Source organism: Rathayibacter sp. VKM Ac-2801 (assembly GCF_009834245.1).
In the GTDB taxonomy this organism is placed as follows: domain Bacteria; phylum Actinomycetota; class Actinomycetes; order Actinomycetales; family Microbacteriaceae; genus Rathayibacter.
Window position 1 is genome coordinate 870,978 of sequence record NZ_CP047183.1, and the last position, 18,151, is coordinate 889,128.

The following is an 18,151-nucleotide window of genomic DNA, read 5'->3' on the forward strand; positions in this document are numbered from 1 at the left end:
GGTCGGCCCGGACCGGCGGACCGGCGAGACGCCCGACCGCACGGACCGGCGCGGAGCCTCAGGCCCGCTCGAACGGAGCGAGCAGCCCCGCCATCGCCTTCGTCCGCGGCGCCGCGTACTCGTCGCGCCGCGAGGTGCTGACGCCCATCGCGACGAGCCCCTCCACCAGGCGCACCGCTGATGCGACGCCGTCGATCACGGGCACGCCCAGCTCCCGCGAGAGGTCGCGGCAGAGGTCGGCCATCCCCGCGCAGCCCAGCACGATCGAGTCGGACCCGTCGACGGCCAGTGCCTCGGCGCACTCCGCCAGGATCGCGCGACGCGCGTCGGAGCGGGGGTCGTCGAGTTCGAGCACCGGGATGTCGCAGGCGCGCACCCGGCGGCAGGCGTCGCCGAACCCGGCGCGGCGGGCGATGTCCCAGGCGCGGCCGCTGGTGCGCGAGAGCGTGGTGACCACGCTGAAGCCCCGACCGACGAGCGCGGCCATGTGCATGGCCGCCTCGGCGATCCCCACCACCGGGCCGCTCGCGATCTCGCGCGCGGCGTCGACGCCCGGGTCGCCGAAGCACGCGATGACCGCGCCGTCGCTGCCGGCCGCCTCCGCCCGGGCGATCTCGTGCAGGACGCCGGGCACGGCGAGCGCTTCGTCGTAGTGGCTCTCGATCGACGCCGGGCCCATCGGCGGAGTGACGGCCGTGATCTCGGTGCCGGGTGACGCCGCGGAGCGGGCGGCCCGGCCGATCGCGGCGGTCATCGCGGTGCTGGTGTTCGGGTTGACGACGGTGATGCGCATGGTGGTTCCTCGGTTCGGGTGCCGGGCGGGGGAGGGGCCCGCCCGGCCGTCGGTCCGCGCGGTGCGGAGCGGCCGGGGCGGATCCCTCCTCCGTTCCGGCCGGATCAGACGGTCGAGCCGTCGCTGACGTGCTCGAGGTCCTCGTCGAGGCGCCCGATCCGCGGCGCGCGGCGCTCGAGCACGGCCATCGCGACGAACCCGAGCCCGCAGCCGAGGAACCAGCTGTAGTCGCCGAGCCAGGTGAACTCCGCGCCTCCCGCCTCCGCGATCCAGCGCGGAACGAGCACCGAGGCCACGGAGGGGACTCCGCCGATCACGGTCGCCCAGACGGCGTTGGGGTTGAAGCCGCGCGAGAACCAGTAGCGGCCCTTCTCGCTCATCGTGTAGAGGTCGTCCACCCAGACGCGCTGGCGGCTGATCAGGTAGTAGCCCGCGATGAGGACGCCGAACAGCGGTCCGATCAGCGCGCCGAGGATGCCGAGCGTGTAGTGGATGGCTGTGTCGTTCGAGTACCAGTTCCACGGGGTGAGCAGCACCGAGCCGACAGCGGCGATCATGCCGCCCATCCGCCAGCTGATCTTCTTCGGGTTGACGTTCGAGAAGTCGAACGCGGAGGAGATGAAGTTGGCGACGATGTTGATGCCGATCGTCGCGATGACGAAGGTGAGCCCGCCGAGGAGAACGGCGAACCAGGTGTCGATCCGCTCGACGGTCTCGATCGGGTCGGTGATCAGCTCGCCGAAGACCGGCACGGTCGCCGACGCGGTGATCACCGTGAGGAGCGAGAAGAACAGGAAGTTGATCGGGAGGCCGAGCAGGTTGCCGCGCTTCACGGCGCCGTAGCTGCGGGCGTACCGCGAGAAGTCGCCGAAGTTGAGCATCGGGCCCGAGAAGTAGGAGACGACCAGAGCGACGGCCGAGATCATCACCGGCACCGCGGCGGCGAGGTCGAGCGGCTCGCCGGAGCCGAGGGTGAGCGAGATGTTCTCCCAGCCCGCCTGCGACACCAGGTAGACGGCCAGCACGAGCATCACCACGTAGACCGCCGGTCCCGCCCAGTCGATGAAGCGGCGGATCGACTCCATGCCCCGCCAGAACAGCGCGGCCTGCGCGACCCAGAGGATCGCGTAGGAGAGGTAGCCCAGAGCCGAGAGGCCGAGGAACGACGCCTCGGGCGTGTTCAGGGCGGCCATGCCCGGGAAGAACTTGAGGAAGACGATGTTCAGCGACTGCGCCGCCAGGTAGGTCTGCACGCCGTACCAGGCGATCGCGATCAGTCCGCGGATGATCGCCGGGATGTTCGCGCCGCGGATGCCGAAGATCGCGCGGTTGATGACGGGGTAGGGCACGCCGGTGACCTGGCTGGGCTTGGCGACGAGGTTGCAGAAGACCTGCACGATCACGATGCCCACCACCAGGGCGACGAGCACCTGCCAGCCGGCCAGGCCCAGCGCGAAGAGGGAGCCCGCGGTCACGTACCCGCCGACGCTGTGCACGTCCGACATCCAGAACGCGAAGATGTTGTAGCTCGACCAGCGCTGCTTCCGGAGCGGGGCGAGGTCCTCGTTGGAGAGGCGGTCGTCGTAGCCGGCGCTCGCCGCGGCGGCGGGATCCGGATCGACGGGGGGTGCGGTGACTCGGGGTGCGGTGACGCGGTCGGACATGGGTGGATCCACCTCTCGGGCGGTCGTGCGCAGAGCGGCACGGAGCGGATGTGTCAGGGTGGTCGGGACGTCCGGCCGAGGTGGCGGGGCGTCGCGGAGAGCGTTCCGAGTGAAGTCATCGCTTCACGCGTGCCACGCTACGAGTCGGGAGACCGCCGCTCGTTTCGGCTCCGTTACGGCTGTGTGACGATCCGCGAGAGGGGACGGGCCATGCCCTCCGACAACACCGCGCCCGACGAGGCGGCCGCCCGCGCGAGCGCGGACGGGGCAGGCCTCGGCGCACGGCTGCGGGAGCTGCGGCTCTCGGCGGGCCTGTCGCTGAAGGCCCTCGCCGGACGCCTCGGCATCTCCGTGAGCGCCGTCTCGCAGATCGAGCGCGGAGCGATGCAGCCCTCGGTCGGCCGGCTGATCGCGCTCGTGGACGCGCTGGGGGTCCCGCTGTCCGCCGTGTTCGACCAGGGCGCGTCGGCACCGGTCGAGACCGCGGTCGTCCGGGCGCGAGAGTCGGCGCCCGTGGCGCTCGAGGGCGGCGTGCTGTTCCGCCGCCTGGCGCCGCGTCCGCTGGACGCCGTCGACTTCTTCGAGTCGACCTACCCGCCGGGCTCGACCTCGACAGCGCACCGGCAGCTGCTCCGCCACGACGGGTTCGAGATGGGGACCGTGACGCTCGGGGAGCTGACGGTGGAGTTCGAGGACGAGACGGTCGTCCTCGGACCGGGCGACGCGATCACGTTCCCGTGCGAGCGGCCGCACCGCATGGTCAACACGGGCTCGACCACGGCGATCGCGACCTGGCTGATCGTCCACCGCTGACACCGCGCCGGTGCTTCGCGCCGGACCCCGGACAGCACCATCTGCGTATGGGACCCTGGTCCCCGCTCCTCCACAGCGGGCGGACGACCGTCTCCTGTCCACACCCCGGTCGGGATCGGGGCGCGGCGGGCCCTCGGTGTCGGTACCGCCTGGTGGGCTGGTCTCCTCGACCGAGGGGTGCGGAATGTGGAGGAGCGGATGGACGGCAGGAACGACGAGGGGTGCCCGCGCTGGTGCGCGGGCGAGCACGACGAGCTGGTCGCGGTGGGGGAGCGGCTGCACCGCTCCGCGGCGAGCTCGCTCCCGGTGGTGCTCTGGGCGGGCGGAGGCGCGGCCGCGGGCGCGACGGTGCACGTCTCCCTGTGCCGCCCGGGGGAGTCGGGGGAGGACAGGCTCCGCCTGGAGGCCGACGGGCTCGGCGAGGTCGACCTCGACCTCAGCTCGGGGTCGCGGCTGGCCGGCGCGGTGCTGCGGCTACTCGGCGCTCCGTGAGGTGCGCGGCGGGTCGGGCGGCAGGAGGTCCGTCAGCTCGATCTCGAGCGCCTCGCAGAGCGCGAGGAGGGTGTGCAGCGTGGGGTTCGCGGGCGAGCCGGGCTTCGACTCGCCCTTCTCGAACTTCTGGTAGGTGTAGCCCGCGAGTCCCGCCGCATGGGCGATCCGCTCCTGGCTGGCGCCCTTGGCGATGCGGGCCCGGTGCATGTTGGTGCCGAGCTCGCGGGCGTAGGTCGCCCAGTCGCGCTCGGGAGTGGGTGTCGACATGACCGCCAGCTTCGGAGAACTTCGGCCGCGGGTCAGCCATACAGGGATGGGAAATTCCCGGTGGTCATACCCGGGTGACCACCGGCGGTGCGTCCGGAGCCCCGAGGGCCCCCTGGCGGCAGCGCCTAGTATGGCCGGGTGCCAGTGAACCCCGAACTCGTCGGGCGCGTCTTCGCGCCCACGGAGCCCTATCAGGTGGGGCGGGAGAAGGTGCGCGAGTTCGCCCGCGCCGTCTCCGCGACCTCCCCCCTGCACCACGACGTCGAAGCCGCCCGCGCCGCCGGGCACCCCGACCTCGTCGCTCCGCCCACCTTCGCCGTCGTCGTGCAGGAGTTCACGCTCCAGCAGCTGCTCGCCGAGCCCGACGGCGGGATCGACTTCAGCCGCGTGGTGCACGGCGACCAGCGCTTCGTGCTGTCCCGTCCGGTCGTCGCCGGCGACGAGCTGACCGCGACCCTCTCGGTCGCCTCCATCAAGAAGCTCGGCGCCCACTCGATGGTCACCACCGAGTCCCGCATGGTCGACGCGAGCGGCGAGCACGTCGTCACCGCGATCTCGACCCTCGTGGTCAGGGGAGACGAATGAGCACCGCACTGCCCGCCCTCGACGAGCTGAGCGTCGGCCGGGTCGTCGCCGAGGGCCGCTTCCCGATCGACCGCGGCACCCTGGTGCGCTACGCGGGCGCCTCGGGCGACTTCAACCCCATCCACTACCGCGATGACGTCGCCGCCGAGGTGGGCCTGCCCGGCGTGCTCGCGCACGGCATGCTCACGATGGGCACCGCGGTGCAGGTCGTCGTCGACTGGGTCGGCGACCCCGGACGCGTGGTCGACTACCAGGTGCGCTTCACCCGCCCCGTCGTGGTGGACCCGCGCGACGGCGCCGCGATCGACGTGATCGCCACGATCGGTGCCGTGAACGCCGAGGAGGGCTGGGTCCGCGTCGACCTCGCCGTCTCGGTCGAGGGCCAGTCCGTCCTCGGCAAGGCCCAGGCCCGGGTCCGACTCGCGTGACCTCCGCGCCGCTGCTCTCCGCCCTGACCACCCTCCGCGTCGGCGGACCCGCCGAGCGCCTCGTCGAGCCCGCCACGGAGGCGGAGCTGGTCGAGACGCTCGTCGGCCTGTGGTCGGACGACGAGCCGTGGCTGCTGCTGGGCGGCGGCTCCAACCTCCTCGTGGGCGACGACGGGGTCGAGGGCACGGTCGTGCGCGTGCGCACCACCGGCGTCGAGCGGCTCCCCTCCGGCGAGCCGGGGCGCGTGCTCCTGCGGGTGCAGGCCGGCGAGTCGTGGGACGGCCTCGTCGCGACGACCGTGGAGCGCGGCTGGGCGGGCCTCGAGGCCCTCAGCGGCATCCCCGGGACGGTCGGAGCGTCGCCGGTGCAGAACATCGGCGCCTACGGTCAGGAGCTCTCGGACACGCTGGTCGCGGTGGACTTCCTCGACGAGGGCGCCCGTGAGCCCGTCCGGCTGACGGCGGAGGAGCTGCAGTTCGCCTACCGCACCTCCGTGATCAAGCAGGGCCGACGGGGCGCGGTGCTGGCCGTCGAATTCGCGCTCGAGGAGGTCGGCGCCGAGGGCGACGGCACTCCCGTCGCCTACGGTCAGCTGGCATCGGCGCTCGGAGTCGCTCTGGGCGACCGCGTGCCGCTCGCGCGGGTGCGCGAGACCGTCCTGGCGCTCCGAGCGGGCAAGGGCATGGTCCTCGATCCGGAGGACCCCGACACCGCGAGCGCGGGCTCCTTCTTCACCAACCCCCTCGTCACGAGCGCGTTCGCGGACTCCCTGCCGCCCGAGGCGCCGCGCTGGCCGGTCGAGCCGACGGCGGAGGCTCCCGTCATCACTCCGCTCGCCGCGGTCGAGGCCGGAGCGCCCGTCGGGCTGCCCGTCCCTCCCCGCGCCGACGGCCTGGTGAAGCTCAGCGCCGCGTGGCTGATCGAGCACGCCGGCGTCTCGCGCGGCTTCGCCCTTCCCGGCTCGCGGGCCGCCGTGTCGAGCAAGCACACGCTCGCCCTGACCAACCGCGGAGGAGCGACGGCCGAGCAGGTCGCCGAGCTCGCCCGGTACGTCCAGGGGCGGGTCCTGGCGGAGTTCGGCGTGCTGCTGCACCCCGAGCCCGTGGTGGTCGGCACCACCGTCTGAGTCCGCGGGGCCTGAGAGCGCAGGCCCTGAGAGCGCGCGCCCCGCGGCACTGAGGACGCGAGCCCTCCGGACGCGTGCCCTCCGGCCGCGGCCCCACCCGGCTCAGCTGTCGCGGCGGATCCAGCGGAAGCCGAAGCGGCAGGCGATGAGGCCCACGACGAGCCAGATCCCGAGCACGAGCGCGACGCCGCCGAGGTCCCACGATCCGTTGACCTCCGCCTCCTCGAAACCGCTCGGCAGGAACACGGCGCGCATGCCCTGCGCGATCCACTTGAGCGGGAAGACGCTCGCCGTGTTCTGCAGCCAGTCCGGCAGCGTGGTGAACGACAGGTACGACCCCGAGATGAACTGCAGCACGAGCAGCGGCGGCACGATCACGGCGGTCGCGCTCTTGCCCGAGCGGGGCAGGGCTGAGATGGCGATGCCGAGGATGGCCGACGTCGCGACTCCCGCCAGGTAGACCCAGGAGAAGGTCGCCCAGCGCCCGCTGTCGGTGGGCAGCTCGACCGAGAAGACCGTGGCCGCGATGAGGAGCAGCAGGGCGGTCTGCGCGAGGCTCGTGACGAGCACCTGGCCGAACTTGCCGATGAAGTAGCTGAAGACCGGCAGAGGTGACCCGGCGAGGCGCTTGAGCGTGCCGTCGCCGCGCTCGACCGCGATGTCGGTGCCCAGGTTCTGGACGCCCGAGAGCAGGATCCCGGCCGCGGCCAGGCCCGGCACGTAGTACTCCGCCATCGGGATGCCCGGGTCCTGCGGGTTCGCCTGCATCACCGCGGTGTCGCCGAACGCGACCGAGAAGATCGTCAGGAGGAGCACCGGGAAGAGGAAGGTGAAGAACACCTGGTCCGGAGCGCGGAAGTACGAGCGGATCTCGTAGCGGGCCCGGGCGAGTCCGAGGCGGACGGTGCGTCCGGGACCGGTGGAGAGGGTGCGGGGGCGGGTGGCGACGGCGGTCACGCGGGCTCTCCGATCAGATCGACCGCGTCGCGGTCCTCGCGGATGAGGTCGAGGTAGATGTCCTCGAGGCTGGGGCGGACGACCTCGAGGGCCGTCGGCTCCCCGATCCGGGAGTGCAGCTCGGCGACGGTACGGGCGGGCTCGGTGGTGCGCAGCCGGTGCAGCGCGCCGTCCTCGCGCCACTGCACGATCGGGACGCGCGCCTCGTCCCCTCCGATCGTGCTCATCGGGCCGATCGCCAGGAGCCGCCCGCCGGAGATCACGGCGGCGCGGTCGCCGAGGCGGGCCGCCTCGTCGAGGTAGTGCGTGGTGAGCAGGATGGTCGTGCCCTCGCTCTTGAGCAGGGCGATCAGGTCCCAGAACGAATGGCGGGCCTCGGGGTCGAAGCCGGTCGTGGGCTCGTCGAGGAACACCAGCTCGGGGCGGCCGATGATGCCGAGGGCGACGTCGACGCGACGGCGCTGTCCTCCCGAGAGGCGGCCGATGCGCGAGCGGGCCTTGGACGTCAGCCCGACGGCCTCGATGGTCTCGTCGACGTCGCGCGGTCGGGGGTAGAGGCCGGCGAAGTGCGCGATCTGCTCGCGGACCGTCGCATTGCCGGACTCGCCGCTGGACTGCAGGACGATGCCCAGACGCGCCTTCCACGCCAGGTCGCCGTGGCGCGGGTCGACGCCGAGGACCGACACCTCGCCGCCGGAGCGGTCGCGGTAGCCCTCGAGGATCTCGATGGTCGTCGACTTGCCGGCGCCGTTCGGGCCGAGGAGCGCGAAGGTCTCGCCCCGGTGGATGTCGAAGGAGACTCCCGCGACCGCCGGAGCGCCCCCGTAGTCCTTCCGCAGGTCGCGGACTCGGACGGCGTGGTCTTCGCTCATCCTCACAGCGTGCACTGTCGCACCCCTCCGGCGACAGTGATCCCCGATTTCCGCCTCCCTCTTGCCCTCCCCGCCCCGAGATGCCAGGCACCCCTCAGCTGTCGGACAGGCCGCAGGGTGCCGGATCTCCGAGGACGGCCGGGACGGCGCAGGAGGGAGAGAGGCTACGCGGTCCGGAAAAGCTGCTGCAGCCGCCGCACGCCCTCGAGGAGCGCGTCGTCGCCGAGGGCGTAGGAGAGGCGGAGGTAGCCGCTCGGTCCGAAGGCCTCGCCGGGGACGGTGGCGACCTCGGCCTGCTCGAGGATGAGGTCGGCGAGCTCGAGGGAGGTCGTCGGGGTGGTGCCGTTCCACTCGCGGTTCAGCAGTCCGTTCACGTCGGGGTAGACGTAGAACGCGCCGCCGGGGGTGGGGCACTCGATCCCGTCGATCGCGTTCAGCTCGGCGACGATCGTGCGACGGCGGCGGTCGAAGGCCAGGCGCATCTCCTCGGCCGGCTCCTGCGGGCCGGTGAGGGCGGCGATCGCGGCGCGCTGCGAGATGTTCGAGACGTTGCTCGAGAGGTGCGACTGCAGGTTCGAGGCGCCCTTGATCGCATCGGCCGGGCCGACCATCCATCCGACCCTCCAGCCGGTCATCGCGTAGGTCTTCGCGACGCCGTTGACGAGGATCGTGCGGTCGCGCAGGGCCGGCACCGCCTCGACGATCGAGGTCGCGCGCTCCAGCGGGCTCGCGTCGTCCTGGTCGCCGGTGGAGTAGACGAGGTTCTGGTAGATCTCGTCGGCGATGATCCAGAGACCGTGCTCCTCGGCCCACTCGCCGATCTCGCGGGTCTGCTCGGCCGAGTAGACGGCGCCGGTGGGGTTGGAGGGGGAGACGAACAGGAGCACCTTCGTGCGCTCGGTGCGCGCGGCCTCCAGCTGCTCGACCGTGACGAGGTAGCCCTGGTCGGCTCCCGCGAACACGTCCACCTGCACGCCGCCGGCGAGCTTGATCGCCTCGGGGTAGGTGGTCCAGTACGGCGTCGGCACCAGCACCTCGTCGCCGTCGTCGAGGAGGGTCTGGAACGCCTGGTAGACGGCCTGCTTGCCGCCGTTGGTGACCACGACCTGCGAGGGGTCGACGGCCCATCCGGAGTCGCGCGCCGTCTTCTCCGCGATGGCCGCGCGGAGGTCGGGGAGGCCCGCGGCGGGGGTGTAGCGGTAGTTCCTCGGGTCGAGCACGGCGGCCGAGGCGGCCTCGACGATGTGCTCGGGAGTGAGGAAGTCGGGCTCGCCGGCGGCGCAGGACACGACCGGGCGGCCCTGGGCCTGGAGGGCCTTCGCCTTGGCGTCGACCTTCAGAGTGGCGGACTCGGCGATGGCGGCGATGCGGGCGGAGATGCGCGTGGTGGAGGACACGACGGCCAGCGTATCCTGCGCGCGCACGGGGCTCCGAGGCCCCCCGCCGCTCGGCTGGACACGCCCTGCGGGTCCACGTACACTCGTCCGAGGTAGTCGATCTCTGCCCTCGTCCACAGCGCCCGCGAGGGTCGCGTCGGCGGGGCGGCGGGTCGGTCTCCTCCTCGGATGCTCGCAACGGCATCCATAGGGCGGTGGCTCAATTGGTAGAGCAGCGGTCTCCAAAACCGCAGGTTGCAGGTTCGAGCCCTGTCCGCCCTGCACATCGATGCCCGTCGCACGCGGTCCCCGCGACGCTGCGGTCATCGGTCCAGGGCCGCCCATGACGGGCGGTCGGCCACACCGGAGGTTCCGGTGCGGGAAAGGTGCGTGCAGGTGGCCGGGAAAGCAGTCGACGAGCCGAGCGAGGACGTCGTCGCGATCGCCAATCAGCAGCGAGCCGCGCGGCGCAACCCGTTCGCGCGCATCGCCCTCTTCATCCGGCAGGTCATCGCCGAGCTGAAAAAGGTCGTGACGCCCACCCGCAAGGAGCTGGGCAACTACGTCGTGGTCGTGCTGATCTTCGTCGTCATCATGATGGCGCTGGTGTCCTTCCTCGACTGGGTGTTCGCCCTGGCCGTGACGTACGTGTTCGGCACACCCGCCGCCTGACCCGAGAGCATCCGGGCCGCGCGAGCGGAGGGTGCCGGCGACAGCGGGACGCGCCCCGAGGGGTGCGACCGATCGATCGAGAGAGAGTTGTGACGAGTGTCTGACAGAAACCGCGACGACGTCGACTGGGCGACGGCTGCCGAGCAGTCGTCGGAGGTCGAGGAGGAGCAGGAGGGCGACGTCCAGTCGCAGGCTGAGGACGCCGTCGAGCCCGCCGAGCAGGGTGCGCTGAGCATCATCGACGAGAACGAGTCCGAGGACGACCTCGCCTCCGACCTCGAGGCCGCGCTGGACGCCATCGGCTCCATCGACGACCCCGAGGCCGACTCCGCGGTCGACGAGGCCGCGCACATCGACACCGTCGAGGAGGCCGAAGCGGCCCTCGAGGCCGTCGAGGACGAGGCCGAGGTCGCCGCCGAGGACGCCGAGGCCGCAGGCGAGGACCTCGCCGACATCGACCCGTACGAGGCCTTCCGGACCGAGCTGCGCGGCAAGCCGGGCAAGTGGTACGTCATCCACTCCTACGCCGGCTTCGAGAAGCGCGTGAAGTCCAACATCGAGAACCGCAAGGTCTCGCTCGAGGCCGAGGACTACATCTTCGAGGTCCAGGTCCCGATGGAGGACGTGGTCGAGATCAAGAACGGCCAGCGCAAGATGGTCACCCGCGTGCGCATCCCCGGCTACGTGCTGGTGCGCATGGACCTCAACGAGGACTCGTGGTCGGTGGTCCGCCACACCCCGGGCGTCACCGGCTTCGTGGGCAACGCCCACAACCCGACTCCGCTGCGCTTCGAGGAGGCCTTCACGATGCTGAAGAGCCTCGTCGAGATCAAGGACGTCGCCCCCTCCAAGACCGCCGGCGCCAAGGGCCAGAAGCAGGCCCAGCGCGTACTGCCCGCCGAGGTCGACTTCGAGATCGGCGAGACCATCACGATCAAGGAGGGCTCGTTCGCGGGTCTTCCCGGCTCGATCAGCGAGATCAAGCCCGAGAGCGGCAAGCTCACCGTGCTCGTCTCGCTCTTCGAGCGCGAGACCCCGGTCGAGCTGTCGTTCGACCAGGTCACCAAGCTCTGACGCGACGCGTCCGCGCCGCGTGAACGCCCCCTCCGCACGTCGGAGGGGGCGTTCGCCGTTCCGGGCGTCGTGGCCGGGGGCGCCTGCGCGACCTGCGACGAGTGCGATCTGCAGGTGTTCCGCGCGACCGGTGCGATCTGCAGGCGTCCCGTGCGTGGGAGCGCTCTCCTCCGCCTGAACGGTCGGCCGTGGTCGAGATCCCCTGCAGACGGCACAGCCAGCCCCCTGCATAACGCACATACCCCTGCAGATCGCACGCACCCCTGCGGATCGGACAGGTGCCTGCGGAGGGCGCCGCGGGCGGACGGTGCCCGCGCCCTGTCGGGGGTGGCCCCGCTCGTGTAAGCTCGTACGGGTTTTCGTGTCGGCGCCCGCCTCTGTGCGCGCCGGACGACCCTCCTCCACCGCGATCCGGCACCGTCGGATGCGCGGGAGAGCGGCCGGGAGCCCCCGACCGCTCGAACCCTGAGAAAAGGAATCAGAATGGCCCCCAAGAAGAAGGTCACCGGCCTGATCAAGCTCCAGATCAAGGCCGGCGCGGCCAACCCCGCGCCCCCGATCGGTCCGGCGCTCGGTCAGCACGGCGTCAACATCATGGAGTTCTGCAAGGCGTACAACGCGCAGACCGAGTCGCAGCGCGGCAACGTCATCCCCGTCGAGATCACCGTCTACGAGGACCGCTCGTTCACCTTCGTGCTGAAGACCCCGCCCGCGGCGGAGCTCATCAAGAAGGCCGCCGGCGTCGCCAAGGGCTCCTCGACCCCGCACACCGTGAAGGTCGCGAAGCTCACCCAGGCGCAGGTCCGCGAGATCGCCGAGGCGAAGCAGGTCGACCTGAACGCCAACGACATCGACGCCGCCGCGAAGATCATCGCCGGCACCGCCCGCTCGATGGGCATCACGGTCGAGTAGCGCGGAGCGCTGCTCGGCGGCGGCAGCCCGCGCTCACCAGCGCGGACTCACCGCGGAAGCCTCGAGAACGCAACGGCGGCCCCTCACCGGGGTCGCACGATGCACCTCGAGAACCTCCCGCGAGCAGCACTCACGGCCGCGATCGCGGCACCACCAGAACTCCATCACCCCCGTGGGAGAGCCCGCCAGGCTCTAGAACCACATTCTCGTTTCAAGGAGAAACAACATGGCACAGAAGTCGAAGGCCTACCGGGCCGCCGCGGCCAAGCTCGAAGAGGGCAAGTTCTACACGGCCGACGAGGCCGTCGCTCTCGCCCGCGAGACCGGTTCCGCCAAGTTCAACAGCACCGTCGAGGTCGCCCTCAAGCTCGGTGTCGACCCCCGCAAGGCCGACCAGATGGTCCGCGGCACGGTCATCCTGCCCCACGGCACGGGCAAGACCGCCCGCGTCATCGTGTTCGCGACCGGTCCGGCCGCCGAGGCCGCGCTGGCCGCCGGCGCCGACGAGGTCGGCGGCGCCGAGCTCATCGAGAAGGTCGCGGGCGGGTACACCTCGTTCGACTCCGCCGTCTCGACCCCGGAGCTCATGGGCCAGGTCGGCCGTCTCGGAAAGGTGCTCGGCCCCCGCGGCCTCATGCCCAACCCGAAGACCGGCACCGTGACCCCGGACGTGGCGAAGGCCGTGACCGAGATCAAGGGCGGAAAGATCGAGTTCCGCGTCGACAAGCACGCCAACGTGCACCTCGTCGTGGGCAAGGCCGCGTTCACCGAGGAGCAGCTCCAGGAGAACTTCAAGACCGCGCTCGACGAGATCCTCCGCCTCAAGCCGTCCTCCTCGAAGGGCCGCTACATCCAGAAGGCCGCCGTCTCGACGACCTTCGGCCCCGGCATCCCGCTGGACGTCAACGTCCTGGCCTGAGCCGGGTACGCACTGACGAAGGAGGGGGTCCGCTTCGGCGGGCCCCCTCCTTCGTCGTCCCGGCATACTGGAGCGGTGATCCGCCGCTCCGCTCCGCCGCGTCTCCCGTGACCGTCCGCAGGTCGTCCCCAGCCGATGCCGCCGCTCTGGCCGAGCTGGCCGCCGCGACCTTCCCGCTGGCCTGCCCGCCGCACACCACCGCGGAGGCGAAGGCCGAGTTCGTGCGCACCGTGCTCTCGATCGAGCGCTTCCGCGACCACCTCGTCGATCCGCTCCGCTCGCTCCTGGTCGACGACGACTCCGGCGCGCTGACCGGCTACGCGATGCTCGTGCGCGGGGAGCCCGCCGACGCCGACGTCGTCGCGGCGATCCGGTTGCGACCGACCGTCGAGCTCAGCAAGTTCTACCTCCTCCCCGGCCGGCACGGCTCCGGAGCGGCCGCCGGGCTGATGGCCGCGACCCTCGAGGAGGCGCGGGCGCACGGAGCCACCGGCGTCTGGCTCGGCGTCAACGAGGAGAACGCGCGCGCTCAGCGCTTCTACGCCAAGCACGGCTTCGCGGTCGTCGGCCGCAAGCGCTTCCTCGTCGGCGACCGCTGGGAGGACGACTTCGTCCTCGAGCGCCCGCTCGCCTGACCCCCCCCCGCAGATGCCACTTCGGTACGCGACACGCCGCGCGTCGCGTACCGAAGTGGCATCTCGCGGGGGGTCAGCCCTCGGAGACGGTGAGGACGATCTTGCCGCGGGTGTGGCCCGTCTCGAGCTGCTCGTGCGCCTCGCAGGCGCGGGCGAGCGGGAAGATGCCGTCGATGAAGACGCGGACGTCGCCCGACTCGAGCAGGCGCGAGACCACGCCGAGGGTCGCCCCGTCGGGTGCGACGCGGTAGGTGGAGGCGCGCACGCCCGCAGCGGCCGCCTCCTGGAAGAACCCGGGCCAGCTCCCGGTGGGCGCGTTCACGATCAGGCCCCCGGGACGGAGGACCGTCAGGGAGCGCGAGCCCGTGTCGTCGTGCACGTTGCCGACCAGGTCGATGACCACGTCGACGCCGGACAGCAGCTCGTCGAAGCGCTCGGCCGTGTGGTCGATCACCTGCGCGGCGCCGAGCTCGCGCAGCCACTGCAGGTTGCGGGTCGAGCCGGTCGCGATCACGGACGCGCCGAAGTAGGCGGCGAACTGCACCGCGAAGTGGCCGACTCCGCCCGACCCGGCGTGGATCAGGATCCGCTGGCCCTCGTGCGCCTTGGCGAGCTCCACGACCATGCCCCAGGCGGTGAGCGCCGCGAGCGGGACGCCGGCCGCCTCTACGTGCGAGAGCGTCGACGGCTTCCGCGCGATCGAGACACTCGGAACGCTGACGTACTCGGCGTAGGAGCCCGAGTAGCGCGGCACCATGACGAAGCCGTACACCTCGTCGCCCGGACGCAGCGGATGCGCCGGGTAGGGGCTCGAGACGACGACGCCCGAGAAGTCGTGGCCGAGGACGGCCGGGTAGGAGGCGATCTGCGAGGCGACCCCCTGGCCCGCCCGCGTCTTCGCGTCGAGCGGATTCACGCCGGCCGCGACCACCTTCACGGTGAACTCGGCGTTGATGGCGGCGGGGGTCGGCACGGTCGCGAGGTGCAGGGCGGAGGCGTCGCCCGGCGCGTCGATCACCGCCGCCGTCATCGTGTCGGGGAGGACGACCTCCTCCGGGATCTCGCCGATCGCGAGGCCGTGCCCGAGCGCGCTGGTGTGCATCGTCGCCTTTCCTGTCGCTGAGGCGTGCGGGTGGAGCGTGCCGAGGACGTCGCCCCCGATCCCGCATCCGACGCCGCGACCAGTCAACCGAGGCAATGAGTCGGCGCTGTTACGGGGGTGTCACCCTCGGGAGAAGATTGGCGAGCGGAGGCGCGGGCGCCCGGTCTGGCACGATGAGGGGATGCGACGCCGACGATCCCTGCTGGTCGGCGGTGCCCTCCTGGTCCTGGCCGGGCTCGTGGTCCTCCTGGCCGCGCGGATCAGCATCGGCACCAGCCGCTGGGTCTACGTCAGCGAGATGGGTGCGCCGGACCTGCCGACGGCCGGCGCCTTCGAGGCCGCTCTGCTGCTCGTGGCGGCCGGCGGCGCGCTGATCGCCGCGGGCGCCTGGGCGGTGCGCGCCCGCCTCCTGCCCGCCCTCCGCCCGGCCGGAGCGATCCTCCTGGCGGCCGCCTGCTTCGCGCTCGCCTCGCAGGTGACCTGCACGGCGGGCTGCCCGCTGCCGGTCGGGCCGGCCTTCCGCTGGCAGGACCTCATCCACACCTCGGCCGCCGTGCTCGGCTTCGCGGCCGCCTGCGCCGCGATGCTCCAGCTGGCGACGGTGCGGGGGCGCCCGGCGGTCGCGCGGCTCTCGCTCGCCGCCGGGATCTCGGTGGCGGTCGTCGCCGGGACCGGCGGGATCCTGTCGCTCCTGCGCGTGTGGCTGCGGCTCGGCGGGACGCTCGAGTTCGTGGCGACCGCGATCGCGGTGCTCTGGCTCGCGTTCGTCGGCCTGGTGCTCGCGCTCGAGGACCTCAGCGCCGAGCGAGCCAGCCGCGGACGTGCCCGCGGATCCGGTCCTGCTGAGCGGCGAAGCCCGCGTCCCGAGACGGCACGCGCTCGTAGTCCGCATCCGGAAGAGCCCTAGCCCACGCCTCCGCGACCTCGACCGGATGCACGGGGTCGCGCTCGGCCGCGATCACCAGGGTGCGCGCGATGACCTCGCTGAGCTCTCCGGAGTCGCGGTAGGCGGCGTTCCGGGGGATCTGGGCGAGCCGGACGGCGCGCTCGGCCGCCCGCGGGGAGCGGAACTGCTGCGTCAGCGCCTCCGCCGACGCGGGGGACACCTCGGCGGCGCGCGCGAACAGGCCCGAGGCCCGGAACATCCGCTCGCCGCGCTTCGCGCCGTGGTCGTGCAGCATCTGCGCGATGACGGGGAACACGGTGAGGTTCTCGGGCAGCGGCTCGGCGGTGAAGGCGGGGCGCACGAAGACGGCGCGGTCGATCGGAAGCACGCGTCGCACGGCGAGGCGCAGGGCGATCGCGGCGCCCATCGAGATGCCGAGCACCGTGAGCGGCTTGTGCGCGGCTCCGGCCCGCACGACCTCCTCCGTCACCTCGTCGGCCAGCGCCTCGAGGGCGAAGTCGCCGGGCGCGCCGAGCAGCTCGGAGGCGCCGTGGGCGCGGACGTCCGGGGCGATGACCTCGCTGCCGGCGGGGAGGGCGGAGCGCAGCAGCCCGAGCGGCTGGGAGCGGTCGCCGCCCAGGCCGTGCAGGAGGAGGACCGTCACCGCGCGCGCGTCCGCTCGTGCAGCTCGGCCATCAGCATCCCCGCCAGCCGCACGAGGATGTGGATCTCGTCCTCGTCGCGGTCGACCCAGCGGGAGTGGGGCTCGCCCTCGATCGGCACGAAGTCGCGGTGCTGCTCCCAGACGACGAGCGTGCGCTCGGCGCCGAGGACGTACTGCTGCCAGAAGACCTGCCGCAGGTAGTGGCGCGGGATGCTCCGCCACGGCTTCGTCGTGGTCTTGATCTCGCAGAGCTCGAGCCGGCCGTCCTCGCGGAGGCCGATGCCGTCGGGAGTGGCGAGGTGGCGCCGCTCCTGGCTCGCGTGGAAGAGGGTGCTGCTGGGCTCGATCGCGTGCTCGTTCCGCACCCAGGCCGCGATCTCGGGCTCGCGGGCGCGGCCGTGGTCGGTGAAGGCGTTGCCGCCGAAGCCGGTGCCGTAGAGCTTGTCGAGCGCGGCCTTGCCGATCGCGGCGGGGGAGGAGAGGCGGGCGACGTCGGTCGCGGTGATGCCGCGCGAGCGGGCGCGGAGCCAGGCGACGCGGTCCGAGGAGTCGGCGACGACCCTCCGGAGGTGCGGGGGCTCGGCGTCCGTGAAGACGGGCTGCGTCTCCCAGGGGAAGGAGAGCTGCAGGTCGGGCACCGATTCATTCTCTGCCCCCTGCGGCGCCCGGTCGAATCGGCACGCCGACCCGCGGCGTCTCGCCAGGGCGCGATCGCACGTGCCGACGGCTCAGGCGTCGAGGAAGGCGTCGACGTGCGCGGGGGAGAGGAGGTGGCGCCGGACCATCAGGGCGGCCCCGCGGACGCCTCCGCCGTGGGCCGCGGCCTGCACGATGTCGAGCGCGCGGGTCGCCAGCGGGAGGGAGCGGCGGTAGACGACCTCGCGGACCCCGGCGAGGACCTCGTGGCTGGCCTGGGCGATGCTGCCGCCGACGACGATGACGGAGGGGTTCAGCAGGTTCACGCAGGTGGCGAGCACCTCGCCGATATCGCGGCCGGCGGCGCGGGTGAGCTCGACGGTGGTGGGGTCCCCCTCCGTCAGCAGCGTGACGACGTCGGAGGTGCTGGCGGCGTCGATCCCGGACTCGGTCAGCCGGCGGGCGATCGCCGAGCCGCTGGCGATCGCCTCGAGGTCGGCCTCGCCGCGGTCGCCGGGGACCTGCACGTGGCCCAGGTCGCCCGCGGCCCCGAGGGCTCCGCGCTGCAGGGAACCGCCGCTGACGATCCCGGCTCCGATTCCGGTGGACACCTTCACGTAGAGGAGGTCGTCGACGTCGGCGTAGTGGTCGGCGTGCTCGCCGAGCGCCAGCAGGTTCACGTCGTTGTCGACGAGGACGGGCACGGGGAGGCGGCGGCCGACGAACTCGGGGATGTCGAAGCGGTCCCAGCCGGGCATGATCGGCGGCTTCACCGGACGGCCGGTCGCGTGCTCGACGGGGCCGGGGACGCCGACGCCGACTCCCGCGAGCGGGCCGGCCGCCGGGGTCCGGCCGAGCAGGGCCGCGGCGACGTCGAGGGCGTGGCCGAGGACGGCGAGAGGGCCGTCGGCGATGGCGATCCTCTCGCGGCGGCGGGCGAGGACCGTGCCGTCGAGGTCGGTCAGGGCGACGACGGCGTGCGCCGCGCCGAGGTCGACGGCGAGCAGGCTGCGCGCCCGGGGGTCGAAGGCCACGCGGGCGGCGGGGCGGCCGCCGGACGAGGGGGCGTCGTCCTGCCGGGCGACCAGGCCGGAGGCGGTCAGGACGTCGAGCTGGGCGGAGACGGCCGCGCGCGGCAGGCCCGTCTCGGCGACCACGTCGGCCCGTGTCCGGGGCGCCCCGTCGGCCAGCAGGAGCAGCAGCTCGCCGACCGCGCTGACGGTGATGCGGCGGCGCGGGGACATGGCCAGAGTCAACCACAGCGCCCGTGCTTCTGT

At 72.5% G+C, this 18,151-nt stretch carries 21 protein-coding genes and 1 tRNA gene; 12 read left to right on the top strand and 10 right to left on the bottom strand.

The features are described from left to right. Nucleotides 1–58 precede the first annotated feature (58 nt). Together GSU45_RS03950 and GSU45_RS03955 are read right to left on the bottom strand one after the other, a co-directional pair. Nucleotides 59–793, bottom strand: a complete 735-nt coding sequence (locus GSU45_RS03950; RefSeq protein ID WP_159912893.1) for an aspartate/glutamate racemase family protein — start codon at nucleotides 791–793, stop codon at nucleotides 59–61. Between the two features lie 104 nt (nucleotides 794–897). Next, nucleotides 898–2,457 carry an NCS1 family nucleobase:cation symporter-1 gene (locus GSU45_RS03955; RefSeq protein ID WP_159912895.1) on the bottom strand — a complete coding sequence of 520 codons (1,560 nt, stop codon included), beginning with the start codon at nucleotides 2,455–2,457 and terminating at the stop codon, nucleotides 898–900. A 210-nt stretch (nucleotides 2,458–2,667) separates the two neighbouring features. Here GSU45_RS03955 and GSU45_RS03960 point away from each other — a divergent pair, with 210 nt between their 5' ends. Then, entirely contained in the window at nucleotides 2,668–3,270 is a 603-nt protein-coding gene (locus GSU45_RS03960) for a helix-turn-helix domain-containing protein (protein WP_159912897.1), read from the top strand. 198 nt (nucleotides 3,271–3,468) lie between these two features. Beyond that, nucleotides 3,469–3,762, top strand: a complete 294-nt coding sequence (locus GSU45_RS03965) for a hypothetical protein (protein WP_159912899.1) — start codon at nucleotides 3,469–3,471, stop codon at nucleotides 3,760–3,762. On the opposite strand, the gene GSU45_RS03970 is transcribed toward GSU45_RS03965, so the two are convergent. Further along, nucleotides 3,745–4,029: a helix-turn-helix transcriptional regulator gene (locus tag GSU45_RS03970; RefSeq protein ID WP_104274301.1), complete on the bottom strand. Its 285-nt coding sequence runs from the start codon at nucleotides 4,027–4,029 to the stop codon at nucleotides 3,745–3,747. The two genes, GSU45_RS03965 and GSU45_RS03970, sit on opposite strands and share 18 nt — an antisense overlap. Nucleotides 4,030–4,167: 138 nt before the next feature. Here GSU45_RS03970 and GSU45_RS03975 point away from each other — a divergent pair, with 138 nt between their 5' ends. The 3 genes from GSU45_RS03975 to GSU45_RS03985 are packed head-to-tail and all read left to right on the top strand — an operon-like array spanning nucleotide 4,168 to nucleotide 6,169. Further along, a complete protein-coding gene (locus GSU45_RS03975; RefSeq protein WP_159912901.1) occupies nucleotides 4,168–4,614 on the top strand; it encodes a MaoC family dehydratase N-terminal domain-containing protein in 447 nt (148 codons plus the stop codon). Next, nucleotides 4,611–5,042: a MaoC/PaaZ C-terminal domain-containing protein gene (locus tag GSU45_RS03980; RefSeq protein ID WP_159912903.1), complete on the top strand. Its 432-nt coding sequence runs from the start codon at nucleotides 4,611–4,613 to the stop codon at nucleotides 5,040–5,042. The genes GSU45_RS03975 and GSU45_RS03980 overlap by 4 nt, the downstream gene beginning before the upstream one ends. Next, on the top strand, nucleotides 5,039–6,169 hold the full coding sequence (locus GSU45_RS03985; protein ID WP_159912905.1) for a UDP-N-acetylmuramate dehydrogenase: 1,131 nt from the start codon (nucleotides 5,039–5,041) through the stop codon (nucleotides 6,167–6,169). Before GSU45_RS03980 ends, GSU45_RS03985 begins: the two co-directional genes overlap by 4 nt. Nucleotides 6,170–6,271: 102 nt before the next feature. On the opposite strand, the gene GSU45_RS03990 is transcribed toward GSU45_RS03985, so the two are convergent. From GSU45_RS03990 to GSU45_RS04000, 3 genes are all read right to left on the bottom strand, one after another. Further along, nucleotides 6,272–7,126 (bottom strand): ABC transporter permease, encoded by an 855-nt coding sequence (locus GSU45_RS03990; protein WP_159912907.1) that lies wholly within the window; start codon nucleotides 7,124–7,126, stop codon nucleotides 6,272–6,274. Continuing rightward, nucleotides 7,123–7,998 carry an ABC transporter ATP-binding protein gene (locus GSU45_RS03995; protein WP_159912909.1) on the bottom strand — a complete coding sequence of 292 codons (876 nt, stop codon included), beginning with the start codon at nucleotides 7,996–7,998 and terminating at the stop codon, nucleotides 7,123–7,125. The genes GSU45_RS03990 and GSU45_RS03995 overlap by 4 nt, the downstream gene beginning before the upstream one ends. A 164-nt stretch (nucleotides 7,999–8,162) precedes the next feature. Then, a complete protein-coding gene (locus GSU45_RS04000; RefSeq protein ID WP_159912911.1) occupies nucleotides 8,163–9,395 on the bottom strand; it encodes a pyridoxal phosphate-dependent aminotransferase in 1,233 nt (410 codons plus the stop codon). 188 nt (nucleotides 9,396–9,583) lie between these two features. Between GSU45_RS04000 and GSU45_RS04005 the strand changes: the two genes are divergently transcribed. The 6 genes from GSU45_RS04005 to GSU45_RS04030 all read left to right on the top strand — a co-directional run bounded on the left by GSU45_RS04005 (nucleotide 9,584) and on the right by GSU45_RS04030 (nucleotide 13,586). Beyond that, nucleotides 9,584–9,656, top strand: a tRNA-Trp gene (locus tag GSU45_RS04005). A 114-nt stretch (nucleotides 9,657–9,770) separates the two neighbouring features. Then, the gene (secE, locus tag GSU45_RS04010) at nucleotides 9,771–10,046 is read left to right on the top strand and encodes a preprotein translocase subunit SecE (protein WP_068208793.1); all 276 of its coding nucleotides are present in this window, start codon (nucleotides 9,771–9,773) and stop codon (nucleotides 10,044–10,046) included. Between the two features lie 96 nt (nucleotides 10,047–10,142). Next, entirely contained in the window at nucleotides 10,143–11,120 is a 978-nt protein-coding gene (nusG, locus tag GSU45_RS04015; protein ID WP_159912913.1) for a transcription termination/antitermination protein NusG, read from the top strand. Nucleotides 11,121–11,603: 483 nt separating this feature from the next. Next, nucleotides 11,604–12,032 carry a 50S ribosomal protein L11 gene (gene rplK / locus GSU45_RS04020; RefSeq protein ID WP_104223632.1) on the top strand — a complete coding sequence of 143 codons (429 nt, stop codon included), beginning with the start codon at nucleotides 11,604–11,606 and terminating at the stop codon, nucleotides 12,030–12,032. A gap of 226 nt (nucleotides 12,033–12,258) precedes the next feature. Further along, nucleotides 12,259–12,951 carry a 50S ribosomal protein L1 gene (gene rplA, locus GSU45_RS04025; protein WP_104223633.1) on the top strand — a complete coding sequence of 231 codons (693 nt, stop codon included), beginning with the start codon at nucleotides 12,259–12,261 and terminating at the stop codon, nucleotides 12,949–12,951. A 107-nt stretch (nucleotides 12,952–13,058) separates the two neighbouring features. Further along, on the top strand, nucleotides 13,059–13,586 hold the full coding sequence (locus tag GSU45_RS04030; RefSeq protein ID WP_159912915.1) for a GNAT family N-acetyltransferase: 528 nt from the start codon (nucleotides 13,059–13,061) through the stop codon (nucleotides 13,584–13,586). A gap of 73 nt (nucleotides 13,587–13,659) precedes the next feature. Here GSU45_RS04030 and GSU45_RS04035 read toward each other — a convergent pair whose 3' ends face one another. Then, nucleotides 13,660–14,616, bottom strand: a complete 957-nt coding sequence (locus GSU45_RS04035) for an NADP-dependent oxidoreductase (protein WP_159916851.1) — start codon at nucleotides 14,614–14,616, stop codon at nucleotides 13,660–13,662. Nucleotides 14,617–14,869: 253 nt separating this feature from the next. On the opposite strand from GSU45_RS04035, the gene GSU45_RS04040 reads away from it, so the two are divergent. Continuing rightward, complete coding sequence (locus GSU45_RS04040) at nucleotides 14,870–15,595, top strand: DUF998 domain-containing protein (protein ID WP_159912917.1); 726 nt, start codon at nucleotides 14,870–14,872, stop codon at nucleotides 15,593–15,595. On the opposite strand, the gene GSU45_RS04045 is transcribed toward GSU45_RS04040, so the two are convergent. The 3 genes from GSU45_RS04045 to GSU45_RS04055 form a co-directional block, all read right to left on the bottom strand. Continuing rightward, entirely contained in the window at nucleotides 15,483–16,238 is a 756-nt protein-coding gene (locus tag GSU45_RS04045) for an alpha/beta fold hydrolase (RefSeq protein ID WP_159912919.1), read from the bottom strand. The genes GSU45_RS04040 and GSU45_RS04045 overlap by 113 nt on opposite strands. Then, nucleotides 16,235–16,867, bottom strand: a complete 633-nt coding sequence (locus tag GSU45_RS04050; RefSeq protein WP_244248277.1) for a YqaJ viral recombinase family protein — start codon at nucleotides 16,865–16,867, stop codon at nucleotides 16,235–16,237. Before GSU45_RS04050 ends, GSU45_RS04045 begins: the two co-directional genes overlap by 4 nt. A gap of 99 nt (nucleotides 16,868–16,966) precedes the next feature. Continuing rightward, nucleotides 16,967–18,118 (bottom strand): ROK family transcriptional regulator, encoded by a 1,152-nt coding sequence (locus GSU45_RS04055; protein ID WP_159912921.1) that lies wholly within the window; start codon nucleotides 18,116–18,118, stop codon nucleotides 16,967–16,969. Nucleotides 18,119–18,151: the final 33 nt, after the last annotated feature.